Annotated in this window: 28 protein-coding genes; 7 read left to right on the plus strand and 21 right to left on the minus strand. The window is 72.6% G+C overall.

Going from position 1 to position 24,743, the window contains the following annotated elements; genetic code table 11:
- The first annotated feature begins 16 nt into the window (after positions 1–16).
- The gene (locus tag ABD091_RS02640; protein WP_343915580.1) at positions 17–493 is read left to right on the plus strand and encodes an SRPBCC family protein; all 477 of its coding nucleotides are present in this window, start codon (positions 17–19) and stop codon (positions 491–493) included.
- A 4-nt stretch (positions 494–497) separates the two neighbouring features.
- Here the strand turns inward: ABD091_RS02640 and ABD091_RS02645 are convergent, their stop codons facing one another.
- The 11 genes from ABD091_RS02645 to ABD091_RS02695 all read right to left on the minus strand — a co-directional run bounded on the left by ABD091_RS02645 (position 498) and on the right by ABD091_RS02695 (position 11,182).
- Positions 498–1,736 (minus strand): MFS transporter, encoded by a 1,239-nt coding sequence (locus ABD091_RS02645; RefSeq protein ID WP_343915581.1) that lies wholly within the window; start codon positions 1,734–1,736, stop codon positions 498–500.
- A gap of 35 nt (positions 1,737–1,771) precedes the next feature.
- Positions 1,772–3,274 (minus strand): LVIVD repeat-containing protein, encoded by a 1,503-nt coding sequence (locus ABD091_RS02650; protein WP_343915582.1) that lies wholly within the window; start codon positions 3,272–3,274, stop codon positions 1,772–1,774.
- A gap of 51 nt (positions 3,275–3,325) precedes the next feature.
- Positions 3,326–3,523 carry a hypothetical protein gene (locus ABD091_RS02655; protein WP_343915583.1) on the minus strand — a complete coding sequence of 66 codons (198 nt, stop codon included), beginning with the start codon at positions 3,521–3,523 and terminating at the stop codon, positions 3,326–3,328.
- A gap of 93 nt (positions 3,524–3,616) precedes the next feature.
- On the minus strand, positions 3,617–4,498 hold the full coding sequence (mutM, locus tag ABD091_RS02660; RefSeq protein WP_343915584.1) for a bifunctional DNA-formamidopyrimidine glycosylase/DNA-(apurinic or apyrimidinic site) lyase: 882 nt from the start codon (positions 4,496–4,498) through the stop codon (positions 3,617–3,619).
- A 19-nt stretch (positions 4,499–4,517) separates the two neighbouring features.
- Positions 4,518–5,246, minus strand: coding sequence for a ribonuclease III (gene rnc, locus ABD091_RS02665; protein ID WP_343915585.1), 729 nt, complete (start codon positions 5,244–5,246; stop codon positions 4,518–4,520).
- 16 nt (positions 5,247–5,262) lie between these two features.
- Positions 5,263–5,448, minus strand: coding sequence for a 50S ribosomal protein L32 (gene rpmF / locus ABD091_RS02670; RefSeq protein ID WP_110181743.1), 186 nt, complete (start codon positions 5,446–5,448; stop codon positions 5,263–5,265).
- 89 nt (positions 5,449–5,537) lie between these two features.
- Entirely contained in the window at positions 5,538–6,113 is a 576-nt protein-coding gene (locus tag ABD091_RS02675; protein WP_343920875.1) for a YceD family protein, read from the minus strand.
- 74 nt (positions 6,114–6,187) lie between these two features.
- A complete protein-coding gene (coaD, locus tag ABD091_RS02680; protein ID WP_343915586.1) occupies positions 6,188–6,676 on the minus strand; it encodes a pantetheine-phosphate adenylyltransferase in 489 nt (162 codons plus the stop codon).
- A 4-nt stretch (positions 6,677–6,680) separates the two neighbouring features.
- Positions 6,681–7,286 carry a 16S rRNA (guanine(966)-N(2))-methyltransferase RsmD gene (gene rsmD / locus ABD091_RS02685; RefSeq protein ID WP_343915587.1) on the minus strand — a complete coding sequence of 202 codons (606 nt, stop codon included), beginning with the start codon at positions 7,284–7,286 and terminating at the stop codon, positions 6,681–6,683.
- 46 nt (positions 7,287–7,332) lie between these two features.
- Entirely contained in the window at positions 7,333–9,549 is a 2,217-nt protein-coding gene (locus ABD091_RS02690) for an ATP-dependent DNA helicase RecG (protein ID WP_343915588.1), read from the minus strand.
- Positions 9,550–9,553: 4 nt separating this feature from the next.
- Entirely contained in the window at positions 9,554–11,182 is a 1,629-nt protein-coding gene (locus tag ABD091_RS02695) for a DAK2 domain-containing protein (RefSeq protein ID WP_343915589.1), read from the minus strand.
- Between the two features lie 173 nt (positions 11,183–11,355).
- Between ABD091_RS02695 and rpmB the strand changes: the two genes are divergently transcribed.
- Positions 11,356–11,541, plus strand: a complete 186-nt coding sequence (gene rpmB / locus ABD091_RS02700) for a 50S ribosomal protein L28 (RefSeq protein WP_011756723.1) — start codon at positions 11,356–11,358, stop codon at positions 11,539–11,541.
- Between the two features lie 60 nt (positions 11,542–11,601).
- Here rpmB and ABD091_RS02705 read toward each other — a convergent pair whose 3' ends face one another.
- Positions 11,602–12,549 (minus strand): thiamine-phosphate kinase, encoded by a 948-nt coding sequence (locus ABD091_RS02705; RefSeq protein ID WP_343915590.1) that lies wholly within the window; start codon positions 12,547–12,549, stop codon positions 11,602–11,604.
- Between the two features lie 138 nt (positions 12,550–12,687).
- Here ABD091_RS02705 and ABD091_RS02710 point away from each other — a divergent pair, with 138 nt between their 5' ends.
- Both ABD091_RS02710 and ABD091_RS02715 read left to right on the plus strand, forming a co-directional pair.
- A complete protein-coding gene (locus tag ABD091_RS02710; protein WP_135080071.1) occupies positions 12,688–12,924 on the plus strand; it encodes an Lrp/AsnC family transcriptional regulator in 237 nt (78 codons plus the stop codon).
- A gap of 11 nt (positions 12,925–12,935) precedes the next feature.
- The gene (locus ABD091_RS02715; RefSeq protein WP_343915591.1) at positions 12,936–13,442 is read left to right on the plus strand and encodes a DUF3515 domain-containing protein; all 507 of its coding nucleotides are present in this window, start codon (positions 12,936–12,938) and stop codon (positions 13,440–13,442) included.
- A gap of 94 nt (positions 13,443–13,536) precedes the next feature.
- Here the strand turns inward: ABD091_RS02715 and ABD091_RS02720 are convergent, their stop codons facing one another.
- Positions 13,537–14,661, minus strand: coding sequence for a D-alanine--D-alanine ligase family protein (locus ABD091_RS02720; RefSeq protein WP_343915592.1), 1,125 nt, complete (start codon positions 14,659–14,661; stop codon positions 13,537–13,539).
- Positions 14,662–14,694: 33 nt separating this feature from the next.
- Between ABD091_RS02720 and ABD091_RS02725 the strand changes: the two genes are divergently transcribed.
- A complete protein-coding gene (locus ABD091_RS02725) occupies positions 14,695–15,768 on the plus strand; it encodes a trans-sulfuration enzyme family protein (RefSeq protein WP_343915593.1) in 1,074 nt (357 codons plus the stop codon).
- 20 nt (positions 15,769–15,788) lie between these two features.
- Here the strand turns inward: ABD091_RS02725 and ABD091_RS02730 are convergent, their stop codons facing one another.
- Both ABD091_RS02730 and ABD091_RS02735 read right to left on the minus strand, forming a co-directional pair.
- Positions 15,789–16,796, minus strand: coding sequence for an NAD(P)H-dependent glycerol-3-phosphate dehydrogenase (locus ABD091_RS02730; protein WP_343915594.1), 1,008 nt, complete (start codon positions 16,794–16,796; stop codon positions 15,789–15,791).
- Entirely contained in the window at positions 16,793–17,551 is a 759-nt protein-coding gene (locus tag ABD091_RS02735) for a lysophospholipid acyltransferase family protein (RefSeq protein ID WP_343915595.1), read from the minus strand. The genes ABD091_RS02730 and ABD091_RS02735 overlap by 4 nt, the downstream gene beginning before the upstream one ends.
- 97 nt (positions 17,552–17,648) lie before the next feature.
- Here ABD091_RS02735 and cofC point away from each other — a divergent pair, with 97 nt between their 5' ends.
- Positions 17,649–18,266 (plus strand): 2-phospho-L-lactate guanylyltransferase, encoded by a 618-nt coding sequence (cofC, locus tag ABD091_RS02740; protein ID WP_343915596.1) that lies wholly within the window; start codon positions 17,649–17,651, stop codon positions 18,264–18,266.
- A gap of 54 nt (positions 18,267–18,320) precedes the next feature.
- Here the strand turns inward: cofC and ABD091_RS02745 are convergent, their stop codons facing one another.
- The 3 genes from ABD091_RS02745 to leuC form a co-directional block, all read right to left on the minus strand.
- Positions 18,321–18,995 carry an HU family DNA-binding protein gene (locus ABD091_RS02745; RefSeq protein ID WP_465264491.1) on the minus strand — a complete coding sequence of 225 codons (675 nt, stop codon included), beginning with the start codon at positions 18,993–18,995 and terminating at the stop codon, positions 18,321–18,323.
- A gap of 209 nt (positions 18,996–19,204) precedes the next feature.
- Entirely contained in the window at positions 19,205–19,804 is a 600-nt protein-coding gene (gene leuD, locus ABD091_RS02750; protein ID WP_343915598.1) for a 3-isopropylmalate dehydratase small subunit, read from the minus strand.
- 1 nt (position 19,805) lies between these two features.
- Positions 19,806–21,212 (minus strand): 3-isopropylmalate dehydratase large subunit, encoded by a 1,407-nt coding sequence (leuC, locus tag ABD091_RS02755; protein WP_343915599.1) that lies wholly within the window; start codon positions 21,210–21,212, stop codon positions 19,806–19,808.
- A 77-nt stretch (positions 21,213–21,289) separates the two neighbouring features.
- Here leuC and ABD091_RS02760 point away from each other — a divergent pair, with 77 nt between their 5' ends.
- The gene (locus ABD091_RS02760; protein WP_343915600.1) at positions 21,290–22,015 is read left to right on the plus strand and encodes an IclR family transcriptional regulator; all 726 of its coding nucleotides are present in this window, start codon (positions 21,290–21,292) and stop codon (positions 22,013–22,015) included.
- Between the two features lie 40 nt (positions 22,016–22,055).
- Here the strand turns inward: ABD091_RS02760 and ABD091_RS02765 are convergent, their stop codons facing one another.
- Genes ABD091_RS02765 through ABD091_RS02775 form a run of 3 tightly spaced genes read right to left on the minus strand, consistent with a single transcriptional unit; the run spans position 22,056 to position 24,682 of the window.
- Positions 22,056–22,661: a histone deacetylase gene (locus ABD091_RS02765; RefSeq protein ID WP_343915601.1), complete on the minus strand. Its 606-nt coding sequence runs from the start codon at positions 22,659–22,661 to the stop codon at positions 22,056–22,058.
- 34 nt (positions 22,662–22,695) lie between these two features.
- Entirely contained in the window at positions 22,696–23,175 is a 480-nt protein-coding gene (locus tag ABD091_RS02770; protein ID WP_343915602.1) for a methylated-DNA--[protein]-cysteine S-methyltransferase, read from the minus strand.
- A gap of 1 nt (position 23,176) precedes the next feature.
- Positions 23,177–24,682, minus strand: a complete 1,506-nt coding sequence (locus ABD091_RS02775; protein ID WP_343915604.1) for a DNA-3-methyladenine glycosylase 2 family protein — start codon at positions 24,680–24,682, stop codon at positions 23,177–23,179.
- Between the last annotated feature and the right edge of the window lie 61 nt (positions 24,683–24,743).

Consider the following 24,743-nt stretch of genomic DNA (forward strand, 5'->3'; position numbering starts at 1 on the left):
ACACATACTGGCTCCCGTGTTCCTGCGCCGCTTCCACCACGTGGCCCGGATCAAGATCGATGGCCCGCCCGAGCGCGTGTGGGCGGTGATCCGGCCGTCGGAGAATGCGCCGACGCTGGACCCGCGCTGCGTCGAGGCCTGGACCCGGATGCCGGCAGGTCCCGGCGGGCACGAGGTCCAGGTCCAGGTCCTCGTCTGGGACGACGTGCGCTACCGGTGCGAGTTCGCCGTGGTGGAGGAGGATCCTCCTCACTTCGCGCGCACCGAGTGGGTGTCCTGCGTGCGGGAGGACCCCTACACGGTGCTGGAACGACCCCGAGGGGGCTCGGAGTTCAACCTCCAGCGGCTGCCGGACGGTCGCACGCTCTACGAGCACCGGTTCTGGGAGGAGGCCCGCCGCTGGCGTCTGACGGCCGCCGAGCGCGGAGCGGTCGAGACGTCCATGCAGGAGGGTGTGCACCGGACCCGCGACGTCTGCGAGGCGGCCGGCTGAGGCCTCACGACCCGGCCAGCGCCTCCTCGTCGGCGTGGACGACGAGCGGCAGCTGTCGCCACAGCAGGGCCAGCACCAGCGCGGAGCCGGCGAAGGCGAACCAGTACGGCGCCGCCAGCCCCGACACGTCCGCGATCGCGCCGCCGAGCAGCTGGCCGACGACGAGGCCGCCGAAGAGGCCGACGCGGTAGACCGAACCCACCCGGCCCTGGAACTCGGTCGGGGTGACCCGCTGTCGCACCGCGTTGGACAGCGTCCCCCACACGAAGGCGTAGGCGCCGAAGAGGAACATCACCACGAGGGCGACGACCTGCGACCGGTTGACGGCGAGCACCAGGTGCATCAGGGTCTCGGAGACCAGGCAGGTCTTCATCACCGCCGCGAGGGAGAAGCGCCGCTCGATCCGGTCGTAGGAGAGCGTGGAGATGATCCCGCCGATCGCGGTCATGGTGGTCATCAGGCCGAACCCGACCTCGCTCATGCCGAGCAGGTCGGTGGCGTAGAGGACCAGGACGCCCCACGCCGCTCCCCAGGTGACGTTGAACAGCAGGATGGTGAGCGCCAGCGTGCGCACGGCCGGGTTGCGCCACAGCCAGGCCAGGCCCTCGCGGACGTCCTGCAGGACGTGGGTGTCCGTGCCGCGGGCGGGCATGGGCGGAAGGCAGACCCGCCGGACCAGGACCACGGCGAGCGCGAGGGTGAGCGCCTGGGCGCCGAACGGCACCGCCGCGCCGAGGCCGTAGAGGAGCGCGCCGACGGGTGCGCCCGCGAGCTGGTTGATGACGAGGAAGCCGCCCATCGTGCGGGCGTTCGCGGCACCGAGGTCGGGCTTCTCGACCAGCATCGGCAGCAGCGTCGCGTGGGCGGAGTCGGCGAAGACCTCGGCGACCCCGAGCGCGAACATCGTGCCGAGCACCAACCAGACGTTCACCAGCCCGGTCGCGATCGAGCCCACGAGCACGGCGAGGACACCGATCCGGACCGTGTTGGCCGCGACGACCACCCGCATCCGGTCGAGCCGGTCCGCGATCGCCCCGGCGTGCAGCCCGAAGAGCAGCCACGGCACCCGCTGGAGCGCCGCCGCGAGCGCGACGAGCACGGCACTGTCGGTCTGCGAGGCCACGAGCAGCGGCCCGGCGGCCAGGGCGATCCCGTCGCCGAGCTGGCCGATGTAGAACGCACCGAGCAGCTTGCGGAACTCCCGGCCCAGCCGAGGCGGCACGAGCCGGTCGAGGATCCCCACGAGGTCGGGAGGCTACGCGCCCCTGACCCCGCCCGTCATGTCGAGCGACGGCGCCCGCGGCGGCGTACGGCGAGGGTCAGCACGAGCGCCCCACCGACGAGGCCGGCGGGCACCGCTCCCCCGGCCACCCGCTCACCCAGGGTGCCCGTCGGCACGCCACCTCCGGTCGGCTCGAGGCCGACCTTCCCGGGGACGTCGACGCTGTAGACGTCGACTCCGCGGACCAGGTCGACGGAGTAGACGACGTTGGTGTCCTGGCCGGTCTGGCGGCCGCGAGCGTCGTAGTCCGGCACCCACATCGCGTCCCAGACCTCGCTCGCGAACCAGTGGGCATAGCCGTAGGACCGGATCCGCCGCGGGTCGCGGACGTCGAGCAGCTGCATGCCGCCCCCGTAGAAACCGGCAGCCACGATGCCGCCGGCGCGGTAGTCGAACCAGTGGGCGGAGCAGAAGGCCCCGCGCGGCAGCGGGAAGTTGCCGAGGTCGGCGAGCTCGACCTTGTCCAGCGGGACGATCCCGCCGCGACCCCCGTCGAGCCGCTTGACCCACCACGTCTGGAAGGAGCCGGCGAGGGCGCAGTCGGTCTGCTCGTAGTCCTCCTCGGTGACCAGCAGGACGTTGCCGTGGGCCAGGGAGGGCTTCACGCCGGGCCGGAAGGCGTCGGCGTTGGGACGGAAGGAGTTGTGGTGGATGAAGTCGTTGAAGCCCCAGGCCGCTCCCTTCCCCGCCCGGCCGGTGGTGGCGAGCAGGCGTGGCCTGCGCGGCCGGTCGACGTCCCACATCGAGGAGCCGTCGAAGCCGGTGTGGGTGCCGATGCCGTCGGCGTCGAAGTTCCACTTGTGGCCCGCCGTCGGCGAGCGGTAGGGCTGGATGCCGGGCTCGTCGCGGTCGCCGTCGACCTCCCGCGGGTGGTCGAGGTCGCGCAGGTCGAAGACCGAGAAGCTCCCCGACCCGCTGTCGCCGGCGCTGTAGGCGTAGCGGCAGTTCGTCTCCTCGACGCAGGCGACGGTGTGGGTCGAGGTGGTGGCCGGCACCCGTGCGAGGACGTGGACGTCGCCCGGGTCGGTCACGTCGACCAGCATCAGCTCGTTGCCCCCGACGTTGGAGTCGGCCACGTGCAGCGGGTCGGTCGGAGCCGCCTGGTAGAGGTCGATGCCCACGAGCACGAACCGCCGCGTGCCGTCGGCCGTACGCCGCTCGCCACAGTTCATCGCCTCGTTCTCGAACACCGCGTTGGCCAGCGCCCCGGCGCGGGTGGGCGCCGTGGGGTCGGAGACGTCCCAGACCGTCACGGACTCCAGGCCGCTCGTGACGAAATGGGGAGCGGTCGGCATGAAGCAGCCGGAGATGCCGAGCGTCCCGGGGTTGCTGGCGAGGTGGGCGACCCGGCTGCTGATCAGCGGGGTGTCCTCCGCCGCCAGCAGCTCGGTACGGACCTCGTGGTTACGGTCGTCGTCACCGTGGGCCGAGGCCGGTGCCGTGGACGACAGGACGCCCACCAGCAGGAAGGCCGAGGTGAGGGCGGGTAGCGCGCGCATGACTCCTCAACGAGGCGGCGCGCTGCCGGTCACGCAGGGGTCGTGCAGGGGTCACACAGGCTGCAGGTCGGCCTCGGGCACGACGTCGTGGGCCGCGTCGGCGACCAGGGCGTCGTTCTCGCGGCTCAGGCGCAACGCGAGCGCCTCGAGCTCGGAGACCCGAGCGCGGAGCCGCGCGTTCTCCGCCGCGAGTCGAGCCGGGGTCCGGGGGTCTGTGTGCTGCAGGTGGCCGATGAGAGCCTTGGCCATGGAGAAGCCTTCCGAACTGGTGTCACCCGGGATCTGGGCTGTCTTCAAGAGTCCCACCGAAGACCGGTCGGGTCAATCCGACGGGGATGGCGCTCAGGTGGCCGTCCGGCGGGGTCCCCGTGTCCGGCGTGGGGCCGGCTGGCAGACCGGGCAGAAGAAGGACGACCGGTTGGTGAAGACGATCCGCCGGATCGGCGTCGCGCAGCGCTCGCACGGCTCGCCCTCGCGGCCGTAGGCGTGGAGGGAACGGTCGAAGTAGCCGGACTCCCCGTTGACGTTGACGTAGAGCGCGTCGAAGGACGTCCCGCCCTGGGCCAGCGCCGACGTCATCACCGCCCGTGCCTCCTCGAGCAGGGTCCGGACCTGGGTCGCGGTCAGCCGCTCCCCCGGTCGGTCGCCGTGGATCCGCGCCCGCCAGAGGGCCTCGTCGGCATAGATGTTGCCGACCCCCGAGATGAGTCCCTGGTCGAGCAGCAGCCGTTTGACCCCCGCCGTACGCCGCCGCACGCGGCGTACGAAGTCGGCGTCGTCGAAGTCCGGGTCGAGCGGGTCCCGCGCGATGTGGGCGATCTCGGGCGGCAGGCCCGCCCCGCCCTCGGAGTAGACCAGACCCCCGAACATGCGCTGGTCGACGAAGCGCAGCTCGATGGCGTCGTGGGGTGCGCCGGCCAGACCGAAGCGCACCCGCAGGTGACGCTCGTCCGGGGAGCCGACCGGCTGGACCAGCATCTGGCCGCTCATGCCGAGGTGGCCGAGCAGCGCGTCGCCGTTCTCGAGCGGCAGCCAGAAGTACTTGCCTCGGCGGCGCGCTGCGCCGAGTCGCCTCCCGGTCAGGGCGGCGGCGAAGCCGGCAGCACCGCGCGGGTCGCGGCGTACGGGCCGCTCGTGGAGCACCTCGACGGACGTGAGGGTCGCCCCCGTGACGTGGCGCTCGAGGCCCGCACGGACGACCTCGACCTCGGGGAGCTCTGGCACGGGGTCGGCCGATCGGGTGTCAGTCGACCGGCTCGGACTCGGCGGCGCCCCCGAGCCCGGCCACGATCTCGCCGTAGGCCGTCTCCGCGGCGGCCTGCTCGGCCTCCTTCTTGGAGCGGCCGACGCCGTTGCCGTAGAGGGAGTCACCGACGCGCACCTGGGCGGTGAACGTCTTCATGTGGTCGGGGCCCTCGTCCTCGATGACGTACTCCGGGACGCCGAGGCCGTGCTCGGCCGAGAGCTCCTGGAGCGAGGTCTTCCAGTCGAGGCCGGCACCCATCGCCGAGGCCGCCTCGATCAGCGGGTCGAACAGGCGGTGGACGACGACCGCGGAGACCTCGAAGCCGCCGGACAGGTGGATCGCGCCGAGCACGGCCTCGACCGTGTCGGAGAGGATCGAGGCCTTGTTGCGGCCGCCGGTCGACTGCTCGCCGCGGCCGAGCTTGACGTGCTGGCCGAGTCCGATCTCGCGCCCCACGCCGGCCAGGGCCCGGGCGTTGACGACCGCGGCCCGCAGCTTCGCCAGCCGCCCCTCGGACAGGTCGGGGTGGGTGACGTAGAGCGTCTCGGTCACGACGACGCCGAGGACGGCGTCGCCGAGGAACTCCAGCCGCTCGTTGGTCGGCAGCCCGCCGTTCTCGTAGGCGTAGGACCGGTGGGTGAGCGCGCGCTCCAGCAGCTCGGGGTCCAGGACAGGATCCCCGAGCGCTGCGCGCAGCTCGGCGTAGTCGGTCACCTCGGTGGTCACCGTGCGTCTGGAGACGTCAGAGGACCTGACGACGGTCGGCGCGGGCGCCGTACTGACCGCACTCGCCGCAGGCGCGGTGCGGGAGGTGCTTGGCACCGCAGGCCGGGTTGGCGCAGGTGACCAGGGTCGGCGCGACGGCCTTCCACTGCGAGCGACGGTGGCGCGTGTTGCTGCGCGACATCTTCCGCTTCGGAACAGCCATGTCTCTTCTCCTCGTACTGGGCCGTGGTCCGGCCGTGGTGCCGTGCCGACCGGGGTGCCGGTCGGATCAGTCTGGGGTGTCTCGGGGTGCTACCGGGGGTCCTGCTGGTCGGTCTGGGGCTCCTCGGTCAGGGCGGCCAGGCCGGCCCACCGCGGGTCGATCGCAGCCTCGTGGGCGTGGTCGGGGTCGTCCTTGAGCCGGGCCCCGCACTCGGGGCACAACCCGGGACAGTCGTCCTCGCACAGCGGCTGGAACGGCAGTGCGAGCACCACCGCGTCCCGCAGCAGTGGCTCGAGGTCGACCAGGTCGTCCTCGAGCCGGCTGACACCGTCGTCCTCCGCCTCATCGGTCGGGACGTGGCGCTGGTCGTCGTAGACGTACAGCTCCTGGAACGTGACCTCGACGTCGTCGGAGATCGGCTCCAGGCACCGCACGCACTCGCCCTCGAGCGCGGCCGTGGCCGTGCCCGTGACCAGCACCCCCTCCATGACCGCCTCCAGCCTCAGGTCGAGCTCGACCTCAGAGCCTTCGGGGACACGCAGGACCTCGATGCCCAGCTCTGCCGGAGCCGGCACCGTCCGCGTCTTCTGATGCTGGGACCCCGGGCGGCGGCCGAGCTCGCGGGTGTCGAGCACGAGCGGCGCTCTCGGGTCCAGGCTTTTCAGGAGAATCACTTCCGGGTCCGGAACGACAGAACCCGAGAATCGTAACGGTCCCCCGGTGGGCGCACCAAACTGCGTCAGGCGCCCGGGTCCTCGGCAAATCGGCTGGTCAGCGCGTCGTGGACGAAGTCGGGCACCAGCCCGGAGACGTCGCCCCCGAATCGCGCGACCTCCTTGACGAGGCTGGAGGCGAGGAACGACCACTCGGGGCTGGTCGGCATGAAGACCGTCTCGACGTCGGTGAGCGAGGCGTTCATCTGGGCCATCTGGAGCTCGTAGTCGAAGTCACTGACCGCGCGGAGCCCCTTGACGATGGCGTGGACGCCCTCGGCGGCGCAGAAGTCGGTGAGGAGGCCGGTGAATCCCGCCACCCGCACGTTGTCCCACTCCCCGCAGGCCCGACGGAGCATCGCGAGGCGCTCGTCGGGCGTGAACAGCCGGTTCTTCGACGGGTTGACCCCGACCGCCACGACGACCTCGTCGAAGAGCCGGGCGGCGCGGCCGATGACGTCGAGGTGACCGTGGGTCACCGGGTCGAAGGAGCCGGGACAGACGGCACGGCGCACGGCGCTACTCCTCGGGGACGGGGGCCGCCGGGCGGGCCGCGGCCGACGGGGCGGCGTGACCGTACCAGAGGGTGGTCTCGCCGTAGCGGCGCTCACGGACGTCGGTGAAGCCGTCGGGGAAGCTCGGGGCGTCAGTGCGGGCCGACCGCTCGACCACCACCATCGCGCCGGGGACCAGCCAGCCCTGCCCGTCGAGGTCGGAGAGCGCCTGGTCGACCTCGCCGACGGACATCGGGTAGGGCGGGTCGAGGAAGACCACGTCGTAGGGCGCCCGCGGGACCCGCCGCAGCGTCGTGGACACGGACGACCCCACGACCTCGGCCGCCGTCCGGGCACCGACGGTGCGGGCGTTGTCACGGATCAGGGACGCCGCGCGCCGATCGGACTCCACGAGCGTCACGACCCCGGCGCCCCGCGACCACGCCTCCAGACCGACCGCTCCGGACCCGGCGTAGAGGTCGAGGAACCGGAGTCCGGACAGCGAGCCGCACCACGACTCGATGGTCGAGAAGAGGGCCTCGCGCACCCGGTCGCTGGTGGGTCGCGTGGTCGAGCCGCGACTGGTCTGCAGCCGTCGGCCTCCGGCAGCTCCCCCGATGATCCGCGTCATGGGCGGGGGTTCTCCCGTCCGCGCCTCGACGCTCGGATGGAGGCGGTCATGCCTTCTCCATGAAGTCAGACTGCCGCGAATGCTCCAGCCGCGCCACTGCGTCCGCCAGCAACGGAGCGCTCTCGAGCGTCGGATCGTCGGCCAGGAGCCGTTCGGCCACCGACCGCGCCTCCACGATCGTCTTCTCGTCGCGCAGGACGCGCAGCGACTTGAGTCCCGAACGGAATCCGCTCTGGGACCGGCCGAGGACGTCGCCCTCGCGACGCTGCTCGAGGTCGACCCGGCTCAGCTCGAAGCCGTCGGTGGTCGCGGCGACGGCGGTGAGCCGGTCACGGGCGGGGGTGCCGGCCTCGGCACCGGTCACGAGCAGGCACAGGCCCGGCAGCCCACCACGCCCCACGCGACCGCGCAGCTGGTGGAGCTGGGAGACGCCGAAGCGCTCGGCGTCCATGAGCACCATCGTCGTCGCGTTGGCGACGTCGACGCCGACCTCGATCACGGTGGTCGACACCAGCACGTCGAGGTCGCCGGCGGCGAAGGCCTGCATCGCCCGGTCCTTCTCCTCGGGCGGGAGCCTGCCGTGGAGCAGCCCGAGGCGCAGCCCGGCCAGGGGGCCCTCGGCGAGCATCGGGAGCAGCTCCTCGACGGCCGTCAGCTTCTTCTTCTCCGCGGCCACGACCTCGCCCTCGTCGTCGAGGTCGAGCTGGTCGCGCTCCCCCTGCTCGGGCTCGTCGCCGGTGATGCGCGGGCACACGACGTAGGCCTGGTGGCCCGCCTGGACCTCCTCGCGGACCCGCTCCCACGCCCGGTCCAGCCAGGAGGGCTGCTCGGCCACGGGGACGACGCTCGTCTGGATCGGTGCCCGCCCGGCCGGCAGCTCGGCGAGGACCGAGGTCTCGAGGTCGCCGAAGACCGTCATCGCCACGGTGCGCGGAATGGGCGTCGCGGTCATGACCAGGACGTGGGGCGGTGAGCCGGCCTTGTCGGTCAGCGCCGCACGCTGCTCGACACCGAACCGGTGCTGCTCGTCGACGACCACCAGGCCGAGGTCGGCGAGCTGCACCCGCTGCTCCAGGAGGGCGTGGGTGCCGATCACCAGGCCGGCCTCCCCGCTGGCCATGGCCAGCAGCGCGTCCCGTCGCTGGGCGGTGTTCATCGAGCCGGTCAGCAGCACCACGCGGGTGGCCTCGGCCGCACCGCCCAGCATGCCGCCTCCCGCGAGGTCGCCGAGCATCGTGGTGATCGAGCGGTGGTGCTGCTGGGCGAGCACCTCGGTCGGCGCCAGCAGGGCGGCCTGTCCCCCGCTGTCGACCACGCGCAGCATCGCGCGCAGGGCCACCAGCGTCTTGCCGGAGCCGACCTCGCCCTGGAGCAGCCGGTTCATCGGGTGGGGCTGGGCGAGGTCGCGCTCGACCTGCACGCCCACCTCGCGCTGGCCGGCCGTCAGCTCGAACGGCAGACGCGCGTCGAAGGCAGCCAGCAGACCGCCGCCGCCGGTCCGCGGCCGCGCGCCCCGGGCGGCGTGGGCCGAGCGCCGGCGGGCGAGCACGAGCTGGGCGACGAGCGCCTCCTGGAACCGGAACCGCTTCTGGGCCGCGCCCACCTGCTGGTAGTCGTCGGGTCCGTGGATCCAGCGCAGCGCCGTCATCACGTCGAGCAGCCCGAGCTCGCGGCGCAGGGGTTCGGGGAGGACGTCCGGCACGTCCTCGACCAGGTCGAGGGTCGTCTGCACGACCTTCTGGACGTCGAACGAGTAGAGCTTGGCGGTCAGGGGGTAGACCGGGAGCAGGCCCTTGAGGCTGTCGGCGAGGCCGCCGTCGCCGGCCTCGTCGAACATGACCGAGTGGGGCCCGGCGATCTGCCAGGTGCCGTTGAACCGCTTCGCCTTGCCGACGAACATGCCGTAGCGACCGGGCTGCATGCGGGCGGCCTCCTTCTCCGCGGCCCCGTGGTAGGGGGTGAAGAAGGACATCGTGAAGCTCGGGCCGCCCGTGGCGATCCGGACCTGGACCCGCTGGCTCAGGCGCCTGGTGCGCCGGTCCTGGAACGACTTCACCTCGCACGAGGTGACCCGGCCGACGACGGTGATGTCCTCACCCTCGACGGGGTCGGCGTCGCTGACCTCGGAGGTCGTGACGTAGCGACGCGGGAAGTGGTGGAGCAGCTCCTCCACGGTCTCGATGCCGAGGCCCTCCCGGACGAGCTTGCGCTTGTTGGTCGACTTGCCGAACACCGCGTCGACCGGGCTGTCAGGGGTGATCACCGGCTCACTCCACCCCCACCAGCAGCGGGTAGCGGTCCTGCCCCCCGTCGTAGACGACGACGTCGACGGCCGGGTGCCCCGCCTCGACGAAGGCCGCCGCGCGCTCTGCCAGGTCGCCCGGGCACTGCGTGCCCCGGACGATCGTGACCAGCTCCCCGCCGCCGCCGACGAGCCGCTCGAGGACGTCGCACGTGACGGCGTAGAGGTCGTCACCGACCACCGCGAAGTCACCCGCGACCACCCCCAGCACGTCGCCGGGCTCGCAGGGGCCGGCCATCGTGATGGCCTGCCTGGCGGCGATCGTCACGGCGCCGTGACGGGCGTGCCGCGCCGTGGCGGTCATCTCGAGCACGTCGTGCTCGAAGCTGCGGCCCGGGTCGTGGACGGCGATCGCCGCCAACCCCTGGACCTGGGCCTGGGTGGGCACCACGACGGCGCGCACCCCCGCGTCGGACTCGGCGGTGCCGGCGGCGATCTGGGCGACGCGCACCGAGTCCTGGTCGTTCGGCAGCACCACGACCTCGCCGGCACCCGTCGCGAGGATCGCGTCGAGCACGTCGCGGGTGGACGGGCGGCGCCCCGGCCCTCCCTGCACGACCTCGGCGCCCGCCTCGGCGAAGAGCGCGGCCAGCCCGTCGCCGGCCGCGACCGCCACGACACCCCGGCCCGTGCGCACCGTCGTCGTCCGCGCGGTCGCCACCTGCTCGGCGAAGTGGGTGACGCGGACCCGGTGGGGCCGACCCGCGTCGATGCCAGCCTCGATCGCGGCCCCCACGTCGTCGACGTGGACGTGCACGTTCCAGAGCCCCTCCCCGCCGACCACCACGAGCGAGTCGCCGAGTCCCGCGAGGGTCTCGCGCAGCGGCGGGATCGCGGCGTCGTCGGCGTCGAGGAGGAACATCACCTCGTAGGCGGGCCCGTCCTCGCTGAGCTCGTCGGTCGGCACCGGCACCGGGATCCGTCGGTGGGTCGGCGCGGTGGCGGGGCTCGGGCGCCGACCTGTCAGGACGGTCTCGGCGGCGTCGAGCACGACACTGACGCCTCGACCGCCGGCGTCGATCACGCCGGCGTCGCGCAGTGCGGGCAGCTGGTCCGGTGTGCGGGCGAGGGCCTCGCGCGCGGCCGCGGCCGCGGTCGTGAAGACCTCACGTGCCCGGGTCCCCGGGCGCTCGGCCTCCCGGAGAGCAGCGTCGGAGGCCGCCCTCGCGACGGTGAGCATGGTGCCCTCGACCGGTGTGCCGACCGCCGCGTAGCTGGCGTCCGTGGCCTCGCGCAGCGCCTCGGCCATCACGACCGCGTTGCGCTCCTGCGGGGTGGCGCGGGCGATCCGGGCGGCGATGGCGCCGAGCATCTGGCTGAGGATCACCCCCGAGTTGCCGCGGGCGCCGAGCAGGGCACCGCGACCGAACGCCGACAGCGCCGTGACGAGGTCTCCCCCGTCGGCCGCCTCGCGCACGGCGTCGCGCGCCGAGGACACAGTGAGGTACATGTTGGTGCCGGTGTCGCCGTCGGGCACCGGGAACACGTTGAGGGCGTCGATCTCCTCGCGGGCCTCGGCCAGCGCGTCGGTGGCGACGTCGACGAAACGCAGCACCACGTCGAGCGTGATCGTGCCCCCGGTCGGTGCCTTCATCGCCTGCCTTCGGTGGTGGTTCACGCGTCGCGCCCGCGGTCGTGCATGCTGTGGAGGGGACAGGTTAGTGGCTGCTCCCGACGATTCGCTGCGCCGGACCGCGATCGGATACGCTCTTCCGGTTGCCCGCTCGGCGGGCTGTCTCTACACGTTCACGAGTTTCAGGAGTTCCGGTGGCTGCCGTCTGTGACATCTGCGCCAAGAAGCCCGGCTTCGGCAACAACCGTCCGTGGTCGCGCAAGATCACGAAGCGTCGCTTCGACCCCAACATCCAGCGGGTACGTGCGACCGTCAACGGCACCCCGAAGCGCCTCAACGTCTGCACCGGCTGCCTCAAGGCCGGCAAGGTCACCCGCTGACCTGAACGACCAGGCTTCGTCGAAGGCCGCCACCCTCCGGGGTGGCGGCCTTCGCGCTTGTCAGAAGTGGGTCCACCCCGTCGGTCCCTCGTAGTCGGCGCCGTCGACGGTGACGCCGCTCCCCGCCGTCACCGTGCCGACCACCTGCCACCCCGCGGGCACCGCACCCTCCGGGAACGTCGCGAGCAGGGCGTGGTCGTCGCCCCCGCCGAGGATGAAGCCCAGCGGGTCGGCACCCAGCGCACCTCCCACGGCGACGAGCGGCTCGGGCACCTCGAACGCGTCACGGCGTACGTCGATCGCGACGCCCGAGGCCTCGGCGAGGTGGCGCGCCTCGGCGAGCAGGCCGTCGGAGACGTCGATCATCGCGGTCGCGCCCGCCTCGGCCGCGACCGAGCCCGCGGCGTAGGGCGGTTCGGGGCGGCGGTAGGCCTCGACCAGCACCCGCGGCGACCGGAAGCCGCGCCCCAGCACGGCGAGGCCGCCGGCGGCCCAGCCCTGGCGTCCGGTGAGCGCGAGGACGTCACCGGGCTCGGCACCGCTGCGCAGGACGGGAGAGACCGTGCAGCTGCCGATGACGGTCACCGCGATCATCACCTGGTCGGCGCGCGTGAGGTCGCCGCCGACCACGCTCGCACCGACCGTCGCGCACTCCTCGGCGAATCCGCGGGCGAAGTCGAGCGCCCACTGGGCCGGCAGGTCGGGCGGGCAGGCGAGCCCGACGGTGAGCGAGGTGGCGCGCCCACCCATGGCGTTGATGTCGGAGAGGTTCTGGGCGGCGGCGCGGTGGCCGACGTCGCTCGCCTCGGCCCAGTCGCGACGGAAGTGACGCCCCTCGACCATCAGGTCCGTGGAGACCACCACGTGGCCGTTGCGGACGCGCAGGACGGCGGCGTCGTCCCCGGGCCCGACGAGGACGTGCTCGCCCTGCTCGAAGATCGGCGCGAGGGCATCGATGAGCGCGAACTCGCCGACGTCGGCGACGGTGGCGTCAGGGGGAAGGGCCATAGGTGCCATCACACCACCCCGCGCCGACGCATCCGTCGTGCGGGGGTTGTCCCACGGGCACCTTCCGGCACGTGTGACCCTCGCGATAGGTTGACCCGGCACCACCCCCCAGCAGTCACTCGAAGACGAGGAGTTCCGATGGTCGTCCAGGCGTACATCCTGATCCAGACCGACGTGGGCAAGGCGGCCGAGGTCGCGCGCGAGATCGCCCAGGTCAAGGGCGTGACCCTCGCCGAGGACGTGACCGGTCCCTACGACGTCATCGTCCGGGCCGAGGCGCGCAACGTCGACGAGCTCGGGAAGCTCGTGGTGTCGAAGGTCCAGAACCTCGACGGCATCACCCGCACCCTGACCTGCCCGGTCGTCCACATCTGAGACACCCACGCGTGTCGCTGCGACGCCCCGTGACCGAGTGGTCACGGGGCGTCGTGCTGTGCCTGGTCCCGGGCCTGCTGCTCGCCGGCTGCGCCGACGGACCGTACGCCGCCTCGCCGCCCGCCCCCGCGGAGGACGCGACGGCCTGCGCCGGGCTGATGGGGTCGCTCCCCGACACCCTCGCCGGCGAGGAGCGCCGGGAGGTGACCGGCGGCGACGGCCGGGTCGCGGCCTGGGGCGACCCCGCGATCGTGCTGACCTGCGACGTCCCGCTCCCGGACGACTTCACCGACACCTCCACCTGCATCGAGGCGAACGGCACGGGGTGGTTCGTGCCCGACTCCGTCCTGGAGTCCGACGACGAGGCGGCCGACGTCACCATGACGGCCGTCGGGTTCCGGCCGCGGGTCGAGGTCGCGCTCCCGGGCGGCTACCGGCCCGACGGCTTCCAGGCCGTGATCGGGACGATCGGCCGGCTGGTCTCGGCCGAGCTCTCCCTCGAGCAACGCTGCCGGTGAGGCAGCGCATCATGCCCCGTGTGCGTCAGAACGACCTGCCGGTAGGTCTCAGGCGCACGCGCGGGCCCACGCCTGAGGTCGGCGCTGCTCAGGGCTAGCGCAGGCCCGTCGTACGCCGCAGCGCGAGCTGGACCAGCCGGTCGACCAGCGCCGGGTAGTCGAGGCCGGTGGCGGCCCACATCTGGGGATACATCGAGAGCGGCGTGAAGCCCGGCATCGTGTTGAGCTCGTTGATCACCAGCTCGCCGTCGGGCAGCACGAAGAAGTCCACCCGCGCCAGGCCCTCGCAGGAGACCGCCTCGAACGCGCGGGCGGACAGCTCACGCAGCCTCACGGCCGTCGCCTCGGGGACGTCGGCGGGGATGTCGAGCCGGGTGGCCTCCTCGGGGAGGTACTTCGCCTCGAAGTCGTAGAACTCGTGGTCGCCGGTCACGGTGATCTCGGCCGGGACGGAGGTGTCGCACCCCCCGTCGAACGCCTCGAGGACGCCGCACTCGACCTCGCGGGAGCCGATCGGGGCGGCAGCCTCGAGGAGCACCTTGGGATCGTGCTCCTGGGCGAGGGCGATCGCCGCGTCGAGCTCGGACGCGTCGTGGACCTTGCTGATGCCGAAGCTGGAGCCGCCGCGGGCGGGCTTGGCGAAGACGGGGTAGCCCAGCGCAGCGACGCGATCGCGGCAACCGGCCGGGTCCCGCTCCCACTCCCGGGCGGTGACGACGACGCCCGGGAGGACCGGGAGACCGGCGTCGCGCAGGACCACCTTGAGGTAGGCCTTGTCCATCCCGACCGCGCTGGCGAGGACGCCGGCCCCGACGTAGCGCACGCCCGCCATCTCGAGCATCCCCTGGAGGGTCCCGTCCTCGCCCCACGGACCGTGGAGGAGCGGGAAGACGACGTCGACCGCGCCGATCACCTCGGGCACGGATCCGGGATCGGCCACCACGAGGTCGGTGGCGCCCTGGTCGCGCAGCAGCGCCACGGCGGCACGCTCGCCGTCGACGTGGGGCAGCTCGCGGCCGGAGATCGCGAGCCGCTGGGTGTCGCCGGACTCGAGCACCCACCGGCCGTCGGTGGCGATGCCGACCGGCACCACGTCGTACTTCTCGGGGTCGATGGCGGCCAGCACGCTGCCGGCGGTCACGCACGAGACGCCGTGCTCGCTCGAGCGGCCGCCGAACACGACGGCGACGCGGGGTCTGTGCGGGGTGGGTGCGGTCATCGGGCCCCAACCTATCGGCCTAGGGTTCCGGTCATGAGTGAGGACCCGACCCTCAAGCCCTCGACCCTCGCCGTCACGGCGGGCCGGCCGCCGCACGACCCGGACCAGCCGCTGAACCAGCCGCTGGTCATGGCGTCGACGTACGTCGCGGGAGGCGACCTCGAGTACGGCCGCTACGGCAACCCGACCTGGCAGGCCTTCGAGGACGCGCTCGGTGCACTCGAGGGCGGCAGCTGCCTGGCGTTCTCCTCGGGCCTCGCGGCCGTGTCGACCGTGCTCGACCTCGTCGGGCAGGGCGCCAAGGTGGTGGCGCCGCGCCACGCCTACCAGGGCAGCATCATGCAGCTGGCCGACCTCGAGTCACGCGGACGCCTGGTCGTCAGCCTGGTCGACGTCACCGACACCGCGGCCGTCGTCGCCGCGTGCGACGACGCCGCCCTCGTGTGGCTGGAGTCCCCGACCAACCCGGCCCTGGAGATCGCCGACATCGAGACCATCACCGCCGCCGCCCACGACGCGGGCGCCTACGTGGTCGTCGACAACACCTTCGCCACTCCCCTGCTGCAGACACCCCTCGACCTCGGCGCCGACCTCGTGGTCCACTCCGCGACGAAGTTCCTCGCCGGCCACAGCGACGCCCTGCTCGGGGCGATCGTCACGCGCGACGACCAGCTGCAGCAGGTGCTCAAGGGCCGCCGCGACCTCGTGGGCGCCACCCCCGGGACGATGGAGGCGTGGCTGGCGCTGCGGGGCCTGCGCACCCTCCACCTCCGGGTGGAGCGCGCCCAGGCCAACGCCCAGGAGCTCGTCCGTCGGCTCGGGGAGCACCCCGCCGTCGGCGAGGTCCGCTATCCCGGGTTCGGCGCGATCGTGGCGATCGTGCTGGCGCAGGGGGCCGTGGCGGCCGACCTGCTGGTCCGCAAGACGGCCCTGTGGGTGCACGCCACCTCGTTGGGCGGCGTCGAGTCGACCTTCGAGAGGCGGCGCCGCTGGAAGACCGAGGCCGCCACCATCCCCGAGGGGCTGGTCCGGATGAGCGTGGGCATCGAGGACGTCGACGACCTCTGGGACGACCTCAGGAAGGCGCTCGACGGCGTCGTCGGCTGACCGGCACCGGGAGGTGGCCGTCAGTCGGTCTCGGCCTTCGTGTCGCGGTCGATGAAGGCCTGCATCATGTCGGCGGCAGTGCTGCGGCCGGCCACGACCTCCTCGACGTGCTCGGCGATCGGCGCGTCGACCCCGGTGTGCTTCGCGAGGGCGTGGAGCGAGGCGCACGACTTCGCACCCTCGGCGACCTGGCGGGTGGAGGCGTAGATGTCGTCGGTGGTCATCCCTCGACCGAGCTTCTCGCCGAAGGTGCGGTTGCGCGAGAGCGGCGAGGAGCAGGTGGCGACGAGGTCGCCCAGGCCTGCGAGACCCATCAGCGTCAGCGGGTTGGCACCCAGCGCAGTGGCGAGTCGGGCGGTCTCGGCGAGGCCGCGAGTGATCACCGACGCGGTCGTGTTGTCGCCGAAACCGAGGCCGACGGCCATGCCGACCGCGATGCCCACGACGTTCTTGTAGGCACCGCCGAGCTCGCATCCGAGCACGTCGACCGACGTGTAGGGCCGGAACGCCGTGGAGTGGCACATGTCCTGGATCCGGCGGGCGACGGACTCGTCGGCGCAGGCGACGACCGAGGCGGCCGGCTCGCGGTTGGCGATCTCACGCGAGAGGTTGGGCCCGCTGACGACCGCGATCCGGTCGTCGCCGGCGCCCGTCACCTCGGCGATCACCTCGCTCATCCGCTTGAGGCTGCCGAGCTCGACGCCCTTCATCAACGAGATCATCGGGACCTCGGGGAGGACCGGCGCCCACTCGGTGAGGTTCTCGCGGAAGCTCTGCGAGGGCACGGCGAAGACGATGGCGTCGGCGTCGTGCACGGCCCGCTCGGGGTCGTGGGTGGCCGTGATCGCCTCGGGGAGCTTCACGTCGGGGAGGTAGTCCGGGTTCTCGTGGCGTTCGCGGATCGACTCGCAGACCTCCTCGCGTCGACCCCAGATCGTCACGTCGTTGCCGGCGTCGGCGAGCACGATGGAGAACGCCGTCCCCCACGAGCCCGCACCGAAGACCGCGACCTTGCTGCTGGGGCTCACGGGCGCTCCTTCTTGTGGGGGTTGCCGGTCTGGCGTACGCCGGAGGTGCGCGGGTCGTAGCGCTCGGCGGGCGGCTCCTCGCCGCGCAGCCCGGCGACCAGCCCCGTGATGGCATCCATGATCCGGTCGGTGGCGGCGTTGATGGTGGCGGTGTTGCGCGGCGCCGTCAGCAGGTCGGACAGGTCGACGGGGTCGCCCGCCCGCATCCGGATCGTCGTGCGCGGGAACAGCCTCGGCTTCGCGGTGTAGGGCGGGAGCAGCTCCTGGGCGCCCCACTGACCGACCGGGATCACCGGGCAGCCTGTCTCGAGGGCGATGCGCGCGGCGCCCGACTTGCCGGTCATCGGCCACAGCGCCGGGTCGCGGGTCAGCGTTCCCTCGGGGTAGACGACGACGCACTCACCCGCACGGACCGCCTCGACGGCGGCGTCGAAGGCACCGACCGCGTTGCGGCTGAGCCGCTCCACGGGGATCTGGCCGGCCGAGCGCAGGAACCCGCCGAGGAACCGGTTCTTGAAGAGCCCCGACTTCGCCAGGTAACGCGGGAGGCGGCCGTGGTCGTAGAGGAAGTGGGCGGACAGCAGCGGGTCGACGTGGGAGATGTGGTTGAACGCGACGATGCACCCGCCGGTCGCCGGGATCTTCTCACCGTCGACCCACTCCCGGTCGGTCACGGCGAGCAGCGTCGGCTTCACGATCGGGACGGCGACGTTGAAGGTCCAGCCACGTTTCTGCTGCAGCTTGCGTACCGGCACTGGCCATCCCTCGTCGTCGTCGTCCGCGTGGTCCGCCCCGGTCCGCAGGCCGGAGGCTCGCAGAAGGCTACTCCCTCGGATGGCAGGATCGTCGGCGATGAAACGCCCCCCGTTCGTGGTCCTGGTCCCGGTGAAGTCGCCGGCCCTCGGCAAGTCCCGGCTGCAGGTGCCCGACCACCTCCGGCCCGGGCTCGCCGCAGCCTTCGCTCGCGACACCGTCGCCGCGGCGCGGCGTACGCCGGGCGTCGCCGAGGTGGTCGTCGTGACCGCCGATCCCGAGGTGACCGCCCACGCGAGGCGGCACGGGTTGGCCACCGAGCCGGACGCTCACGGTCTCAACGGCTCCCTCGTGGCGGCGGCGCGGTCAACGAGGCTCCGGCACCCCGACGGGCTCCCGGTCGCCCTCTGCGCCGACCTCCCCTGCCTGCGTCCCGCGGACCTCGCAGCCGCCCTGGACGAGGGCGGCGCCGACGGCAGCTGGTTCGTGGCCGACGCCGACGGGCACGGCACGACGACCTACGCGGCGCCCTACGACGCGTTCGCGCCGCAGTTCGGCGTCGAGTCCCGGGCGGTGCACCTTGCAGCTGGCGCCCTCGAGGTCACCGGTGACCTGGCGACCCTGCGACGCGACGTCGACGACGAGCACGCGCTGGCGGCAGCGCTCCGGCTCGGCGTCGGCGCCTTCACCGCGGACGCGGTGGCGCTGCTGCCCTGATCCGGACGTGCGACAGGGACCGTCCGGAGCCGGACGGTCCCTGTCGACGGGCGGTCAGGACTTCTTGGCGGCCTTCTTGGCCGGCGCCTTCTTGGCAGGGGCCTTCTTGGCGGTCGTCGTCTTCTTCGCCGGCGCCTTCTTGGCCGCCGTCTTCTTGGCGGGGGCCTTCTTGGCGGTCGTCGTCTTCTTCGCCGGCGCCTTCTTGGCGGGTGCCGACTTCTTCGCCGCCGGAGCCTTCTTGGCCGGCGCCTTCTTCGCCGTCGTCGTCTTCTTCGCCGGCGCCTTCTTGGCGGGTGCCGACTTCTTCGCCGCCGGAGCCTTCTTCGCCGGCGCCTTCTTCGCCGGCGCCTTCTTGGTCGCGGACTTCGCAGCGGCGGCGGCCTTCTTGGCCGGCGCCGCCACCTTCTTCGCCGCCGGCGACGCCGCCGAGACCGTCAGCTTCGGCAGCTTCTTGGCCCCGGAGACGACGTTCTTCAGGTCCTGGCCGGGCGTGAACTTCGGGACGTTCTTCTTCTTCGTCCGGATGGTCTCGCCGGTCGAGGGGTTGCGGGCCGTGCCGGCCTTGCGCACCTTCCGCTCGAACGAGCCGAAGCCCGTGATGGCGACCTTCTCGCCGCGAGCGACCTCGCGGGTGATGGTGTCGAGGACGGACTCCAGGGCGTGCGCGGCCTGCTTCTTGTTCCCCTCGAAACGCGCCGAAAGCTTGTCGATGAGCTGTGACTTGTTCACTGTCTTCCCTTCAATGAACGCTTGTAGGCGGGGCACTTGACCCCTCCACTCCCCTGCAAACTAGGGACTAGTGGCGCGCCTCACAATCACCACGCCGCGATCCGCAGAGGTTTTTCGCGTCCTCGCATGAGCGGTCCAGACCCCTTCCAGGTGGCCCGAGACGACGAAACCCCCTACGACGTAGGGGGTTTCGCGGTGTGAGGCGCTCCTCAGGCGGTGACCGGCTTCCATCGCGGTCGCTGCGCCTCGTAGGCCGCGATGTCGTCCTCGTGGGACAGCGTGATGCCGATGTCGTCGAGGCCCTCGAGCAGGCGCCACCGCGTGTAGTCGTCGATGTCGAAGCTGTCCTCGACCCGGTCGGGGCCCTCGCCCGCCACGACCGTCCGGGCCTCGAGATCGACGGTCACCTCGGTGCCGGGCTCGCGCTCGAGCAGGTCCCAGAGTCGCTGGACGACCTTCTCGTCGACCTGCGCCGCGACCAGCCCGGCCTTGCCGGAGTTGCCGCGGAAGATGTCGGCGAAACGCGGCGAGATGACAGCCTTGAAGCCGTAGTTCTGCAGGGCCCACACGGCGTGCTCGCGCGAGGAGCCGGTGCCGAAGTCGGGACCGGCCACCAGGACCGAGCCCGCGTCGTAGGGCACGGTGTTGAGCACGAACGCGGGGTCCTTGCGCCAGGCCGCGAAGAGCCCGTCCTCGAACCCGGTCCGCGTCACCCGCTTGAGGTAGGAGGCCGGGATGATCTGGTCGGTGTCGACGTTGCTGCGGCGCAGGGGCACGCCGACGCCGGTGTGGCTGGTGAACGCGTCCATCTCAGTTCTCCTCCAGGTCGACGGGCGACGACAGGGTGCCGCGGATCGCCGTGGCCGCCGCGACGGGGACCGACACCAGGTGGGTGCGGCCGCCGACGCCCTGCCGGCCCTCGAAGTTGCGGTTGGACGTGGAGGCGCTGCGCTCCTGAGGTGCGAGCTGGTCGGGGTTCATGCCGAGGCACATCGAGCAGCCGGCGCCACGCCACTCGCCGCCCGCCTCCTTGAAGATCACGTCGAGGCCCTCGTCCTCGGCCTGGAGCCGCACCCGGACCGAGCCGGGCACGACCAGCAGCCGCGTGCCGTCGGCGACCTTGCGGCCCTTGACGACCTCGGCCGCGAGCCGGAGGTCCTCGATGCGGCCGTTGGTGCACGAGCCCACGAACACGGTGTCGACGGCGATCTCGCGCATCGGCGTACCGGCCTCGAGACCCATGTAGGTCAGCGCCTTCTCGGCCGCGAGGGCGTCGTCCGCGTCGTCGAAGTCCGCCGGGGCAGGGACGTGCGCGCCGAGCGGCACCCCCTGGCCAGGGTTGGTGCCCCAGGTGACGAACGGCGTCATCTCCGCGGCGTCGAGGACGATCTCCTTGTCGAACTCGGCGTCGTCGTCGGTGCGCAGGCTCTTCCAGTGCTCGACCGCCGCGTCCCAGTCGTCGCCCTTCGGCGCTCCCGGTCGGCCGTCGATGTAGTCGAAGGTCGTCTGGTCGGGTGCGATGAGGCCGGCCTTGGCGCCCCACTCGATCGACATGTTGCAGACGGTCATGCGGCCCTCCATCGAGAGCTCCTCGATGGCGGGGCCGCGATACTCGACGATGTAGCCCTGGCCGCCCCCGGTGCCGGTGTGCGCGATCAGGGTGAGGACGAGGTCCTTGGCGGTGACGCCGGCCGGCAGCGAGCCGTTGACGGTCACCGCCATGGTCCGCGGCTTCGCCTGCGGCAGCGTCTGGGTCGCGAGCACGTGCTCGACCTCGGAGGTGCCGATGCCGAAGGCGATGGCACCGAAGGCCCCGTGGGTGCTGGTGTGGGAGTCGCCGCAGACGATCGTCATGCCGGGCTGGGTCAGCCCGAGCTGCGGGCCGACGACGTGCACGATGCCCTGCTCGACGTCGCCGAGCGGGTGGAGCCTCACGCCGAACTCCTCGGCGTTCCGGCGCAGCGTCTCGACCTGGGTGCGACTCACCGGGTCGGCGATCGGCTTGTCCCAGTCGACCGTGGGGACGTTGTGGTCCTCGGTGGCGAGGGTGAGGTCGGGGCGGCGTACGGCGCGGCCGGCGAGACGCAGCCCGTCGAAGGCCTGCGGGCTGGTGACCTCGTGGATGAGGTGGAGGTCGATGAACAGCAGGTCCGGCTCGCCCGGTTGCGACCGGACGACGTGCTCGTCCCACACCTTCTCCGCCAGGGTCCTGGCCATCACTCACTCCTCCTCGTCAACGGGTTCGCGACACTCTACGCCTTGCCATCCATCATTCGAGACGGCAGTATTGCCATATGGACACGTCAAGTGGAGTCGGCGTCCTCGACAAGGCCGCCCTCGTCCTCACCGCCCTCGAGTCCGGACCGGCCACCCTCGCCGGCCTGGTCGCCAGCACCGGCCTCGCCCGACCGACCGCCCACCGCCTCGCCGTCGCCCTCGAGCACCACCGCCTCGTCGCCCGCGACTTGCAGGGCCGCTTCGTGCTCGGGCCACGCCTCGCCGAGCTCTCGGCGGCCGCGGGCGAGGACCGGCTGCTCGCCACGGCGGGTCCGGTGCTCGCGCGGCTGCGCGACATCACGGGCGAGTCCGCCCAGCTGTGGCGACGCCAGGGCGACCACCGCATCTGCGTCGCCGCCGCCGAACGGCCGTCGGGCCTGCGCGACACGATCCCGGTCGGCACCCAGCTGACGATGAACGCCGGCTCGGCCGCCCAGGTGCTGCTGGCGTGGGAGGACCCCGACCGCATGCAGCGCGGCCTCCAGAACGCGGCCTTCTCCGCTGCCGCCCTCTCGGGCATCCGCCGGCGCGGCTGGTCCCAGTCGGTCGGTGAGCGCGAGCAGGGCGTCGCGTCGGTCTCGGCTCCCGTCCGCTCCCCCGGCGGCAAGATCATCGCCGCGGTCTCGGTGTCGGGTCCGCTCGAGCGACTCTCCCGTCAACCCGGCCGGATGCACGCCCCCGCCGTCCTCGCCGCGGCCGAGCGGCTGTCCGAGTCGCTGCGCCGAGCGGCCGCCGACGGGTGAAGCACAAGTTCTCGGTTTCCCCGGCTGACCGGGGAAACCGTCAGGCGATCGCGCGGCGTACGGCGTCGGGGTCGGAGAGACCGTCGGCGGTGAGCAGGTAGTCGACGACCTCGTCGTCGGTGAGGCCGTGGCTGTGGCGCAGGCCGCGGGCGATGGTGGCGACGTACGCCGGTGCGGGCTCGCCGTGGTCGAGCACCGAGAGGTCGTCGGCGCTGAAGGTGAGCACCGGCCGACCGTCGAGCTCGCCCGTGCGGTGGAGCGTCTCGTAGCGGCCGGGACCGAGCACCTGCCGGCCGTGGGCCAGCACCTCCGCGAGGTCGTGGTCGGCGCCGGGGTCGCGCCACATCTCCTGCTCCACCACGTCGGAGAAGGTCGCGGGCGAGAGGCGGTAGGCGGTGCTGAGGACCTCGCCGCCCCCGTCGGGGTCGTGGAAGGCGATCGCCCCGCCCCACGTCTTCGAGTGCCAGGCGAAGACGAGGCGACCCGGCATCGTGAACGGCCGCTGGTCGAGTGCCGGAGCGGCCGCACGGGTGCCGGGGTAGGTGGTCGCCGCACCCGGCGGGCACCCGCCCAGGAGATAGCAGGCGAAGCGGTCGGGGTCGACGTTGGAGCCGTAGGCGGCGTACCAGAGGGTGTCGTCAGGCATCGCCCGACCACCTTGCCAGAACTGGTGGGTCGGGTCAGAACAGGGCGTCCTGCTCGAGGTTGAGCAGCGTCTGCTTGCGCTCCAGCCCGCCGGCATAGCCGGTGAGGGTGCCCGTCGAGCCGATCACCCGGTGGCACGGGATGACGATCGGGATCGGGTTGCGGCCGTTGGCGAGGCCGACGGCCCGCGACGCGGCGTTGGTCTTGCCGAGCCGGTGGGCGATCTCGCCGTAGGAGGCGGTCTCGCCGTAGCCGATGCCCTGCAGCTGGGTCCAGACCGACTGCTGCCAGGGCGTGCCTGCCGGTGCGAGCGGGAGGTCGAACTCCTTCAGCTCCCGCGCGAAGTACGCCGCCAGCTGCTCGGCCGCCCGCGCCAGGACCGGGTGGTCGTCCTGTTGTTGCCCGATCGGCCGGCCCGTCGCGGGCCGGAAGGGCGAGAACTCGATGGCGGTCAGCGCACCTCCCTGCTCCACCAGGCGCAGCTCGCCGACGGGGCTGTCGATCACGGTCCACATGTCAGTCATCCTCTCGTGAGGTGGTCGGGGCGACGTCGAGGACGTCGAGGGTGTGCCACAGGTGCAGCAGGGCGTAGGAGCGCCAGGGGCGCCAGGACTCGGTCAGGGCCGGCACGTCGTCGAGGTCGTGGCCGAGGCCGCGGAGCGCGGCCTTCACACCCAGGTCGGTCGGCAGGAACACGTCAGGGTGGCCGAGCGCGCGCATCGCGACGTAGTCCGCCGTCCACGGGCCGATGCCGGGAAGCGCGAGCAGCGTGGCGCGGACGTCGTCGCGGTCGGCGCCACCGCTGAGGTCGACCTCGCCCCGGGCGAGGGCCCCGGCGAGGCCGACCAGCGCACGACCCCGGGCCCGCGGCATCGGCATCGACTCCGGGTCCGCGGCAGCGAGCTGGACGGCGGTGGGGAAGAGGTGGGTGAGGCCGCCCTCGGGCTCGGGCAGCGGAGCACCGTGGGCGGCGACGATGCGACCGGTGACGGTGCGCGCGCCGGCGACGCTGACCTGCTGGCCGACGACGGTGCGGATCGCGAGCTCGTCGCCGTCGGGGTGGCCGGGGACCCGCAGCCCCGGGAGGCGACGCACGAGCGGACCGATCACGGGGTCGCCGGCGAACGCGTCGGCGACGGCGACCGGGTCGCAGTCGGCATCCAGCATCCGGCGCGTGCGCTCGACCGCGGCGCCGACGTCACGGAGGTCGGCGAGCCGGAACGTGGCCGGCACCATCGCCGTCCCACCACGGCCGAGCTCGTCGTCCAGCTCGAGGCGGACGGTGCCCGGCCCGTGGGGCAGGTCGAGGGTACGGGTGAACCAACCCTCCCCCGCCTCCTCGACCCCCGGCACCGCGTGGGCGGCCAGGAACGCGTGGAGGGCGCGACCGGCGAAGGGCGTCCGTACGGCCAGCCGCATCCGGACCTCGCCGGTCGCAGGCCTGCCACCGCGTCGCTTCCCCCGGAGCTCGGTCGGGCTGGCCGCGTAGACCTCCCGGACCGTGTCGTTGAACTGGCGGACGCTGGCGAATCCGGCGGCGAAGGCCACGTCGGCGAAGCCGAGGTCGGTCGTCTCGATGAGGATGCGCGCGGTCTGCGCCCGACGGGCGCGCGCCAGCGCCAGCGCGCCGGCACCGAGCTCGGCGGTGAGGATCCGCGAGAGGTGGCGGGTCGTGTAGCCGACGCGGTCGGCGAGCCCGTCGACTCCCTCCCGGTCGACGACACCATCGGCGATCAGCCGCATGGCACGGCCGGCCAGGTCGGCGTCGACGTCCCAGTCGGGGCTCCCGGGGGTCGCGTCGGGCAGGCATCGCTTGCACGCGCGGTAGCCGGCGGCCTGGGCCGCAGCGGCGCTCGGGTGGAAGGTCACGTTGCCGTAGGCCGGGGTCCGCGCCGGGCAGGAGGGCCGGCAGTAGATGCCGGTCGTCCGCACGGCGGTGAAGAAGACGCCGTCGAAGCGGCGGTCCCGGCTCTTCACGGCCCGGTAGCAGGACTCCGGGTCCAGGCGCGGCGTCGGTGTCATGGCTCGATCATGCGCCCGTCCTCGACGGAAAACCGGCGGAAATCGGACACGACGACATCCT

Origin of the sequence: Nocardioides aestuarii (assembly GCF_039527245.1) — a bacterium.
Lineage (GTDB): Bacteria > Actinomycetota > Actinomycetes > Propionibacteriales > Nocardioidaceae > Nocardioides > Nocardioides aestuarii.

Excerpts from the sequence above, each read along its gene's own strand:
- ABD091_RS02720 (WP_343915592.1), bottom strand. The coding sequence starts at position 14,661 with ATGACCGCACCCACCCCGCACAGACCCCGCGTCGCCGTCGTGTTCGGC.
- leuD (WP_343915598.1), bottom strand. The coding sequence starts at position 19,804 with ATGGACGCGTTCACCAGCCACACCGGCGTCGGCGTGCCCCTGCGCCGC.
- leuC (WP_343915599.1), bottom strand. The coding sequence starts at position 21,212 with ATGGCCAGGACCCTGGCGGAGAAGGTGTGGGACGAGCACGTCGTCCGG.
- rpmF (WP_110181743.1), bottom strand. The coding sequence starts at position 5,448 with ATGGCTGTTCCGAAGCGGAAGATGTCGCGCAGCAACACGCGCCACCGT.
- ABD091_RS02655 (WP_343915583.1), bottom strand. The coding sequence starts at position 3,523 with ATGGCCAAGGCTCTCATCGGCCACCTGCAGCACACAGACCCCCGGACC.
- ABD091_RS02765 (WP_343915601.1), bottom strand. The coding sequence starts at position 22,661 with ATGCCTGACGACACCCTCTGGTACGCCGCCTACGGCTCCAACGTCGAC.
- ABD091_RS02775 (WP_343915604.1), bottom strand. The coding sequence starts at position 24,682 with ATGACACCGACGCCGCGCCTGGACCCGGAGTCCTGCTACCGGGCCGTG.
- ABD091_RS02770 (WP_343915602.1), bottom strand. The coding sequence starts at position 23,175 with ATGTGGACCGTGATCGACAGCCCCGTCGGCGAGCTGCGCCTGGTGGAG.
- ABD091_RS02650 (WP_343915582.1), bottom strand. The coding sequence starts at position 3,274 with ATGCGCGCGCTACCCGCCCTCACCTCGGCCTTCCTGCTGGTGGGCGTC.
- ABD091_RS02710 (WP_135080071.1), top strand. The coding sequence starts at position 12,688 with ATGGTCGTCCAGGCGTACATCCTGATCCAGACCGACGTGGGCAAGGCG.
- rsmD (WP_343915587.1), bottom strand. The coding sequence starts at position 7,286 with ATGACGCGGATCATCGGGGGAGCTGCCGGAGGCCGACGGCTGCAGACC.
- ABD091_RS02695 (WP_343915589.1), bottom strand. The coding sequence starts at position 11,182 with ATGAAGGCACCGACCGGGGGCACGATCACGCTCGACGTGGTGCTGCGT.
- cofC (WP_343915596.1), top strand. The coding sequence starts at position 17,649 with ATGAAACGCCCCCCGTTCGTGGTCCTGGTCCCGGTGAAGTCGCCGGCC.
- ABD091_RS02725 (WP_343915593.1), top strand. The coding sequence starts at position 14,695 with ATGAGTGAGGACCCGACCCTCAAGCCCTCGACCCTCGCCGTCACGGCG.
- ABD091_RS02705 (WP_343915590.1), bottom strand. The coding sequence starts at position 12,549 with ATGGCCCTTCCCCCTGACGCCACCGTCGCCGACGTCGGCGAGTTCGCG.
- ABD091_RS02760 (WP_343915600.1), top strand. The coding sequence starts at position 21,290 with ATGGACACGTCAAGTGGAGTCGGCGTCCTCGACAAGGCCGCCCTCGTC.